Origin of the sequence: Streptomyces swartbergensis, from assembly GCF_002148965.1 — a bacterium.
Taxonomy (GTDB): domain Bacteria; phylum Actinomycetota; class Actinomycetes; order Streptomycetales; family Streptomycetaceae; genus Streptomyces; species Streptomyces swartbergensis.
Map to the genome: position 1 here is coordinate 1 of NZ_NGFN01000838.1, position 673 is coordinate 673.

Here is a 673-nt window from a genome sequence, read left to right on the forward strand (position 1 = left end):
GTTCAGCAGCGGGTGACAGCCCATGACGACTGCCGGGTTTCCCCATTCGGACACCCCCGGATCAAAGCCTGGTTGACGACTCCCCGGGGCCTATCGTGGCCTCCCACGTCCTTCATCGGTTCCTGGTGCCAAGGCATCCACCGTGCGCCCTTAAAAACTTGGCCACAGATGCTCGCGTCCACTGTGCAGTTCTCAAACAACGACCAGCCACCCATCACCCCACCCTTGACAGGCGAGTTCACTGGGGCCGGCGACTGAGGAAAAAACCATTCCCTCAGACACCCAACAGCGTGCCCGACACACTCCCCGCTCCCCTCAACGTTCCACGCTCCGAAGAGCAGTACTAGMAGGAGAAGACGACCAAGTGTGCCGARTAGTCAACGTTCCACCCATGAGCAACCAGCATCAGACACTCGCTGATGTACTGGCCTCTGAMCYMRCCCCGAAGGAYCGGCTTAGAAGTGCTCCTTAGAAAGGAGGTGATCCAGCCGCACCTTCCGGTACGGCTACCTTGTTACGACTTCGTCCCAATCGCCAGTCCCACCTTCGACAGCTCCCTCCCCACAAGGGGGTTGGGCCACCGGCTTCGGGTGTTACCGACTTTCGTGACGTGACGGGCGGTGTGTACAAGGCCCGGGAACGTATTCACCGCAGCAATGCTGATCTGCGATTA

The 673-nt window shown here is 59.6% G+C and carries 2 rRNA genes; both read right to left on the reverse strand.

The annotated features are described in order from the left end of the window. Positions 1-164 (reverse strand): 23S ribosomal RNA (locus tag CA983_RS44645); the annotation flags it as partial. 308 nt (positions 165-472) lie between these two features. Further along, positions 473-673 (reverse strand): 16S ribosomal RNA (locus CA983_RS44650); the annotation flags it as partial.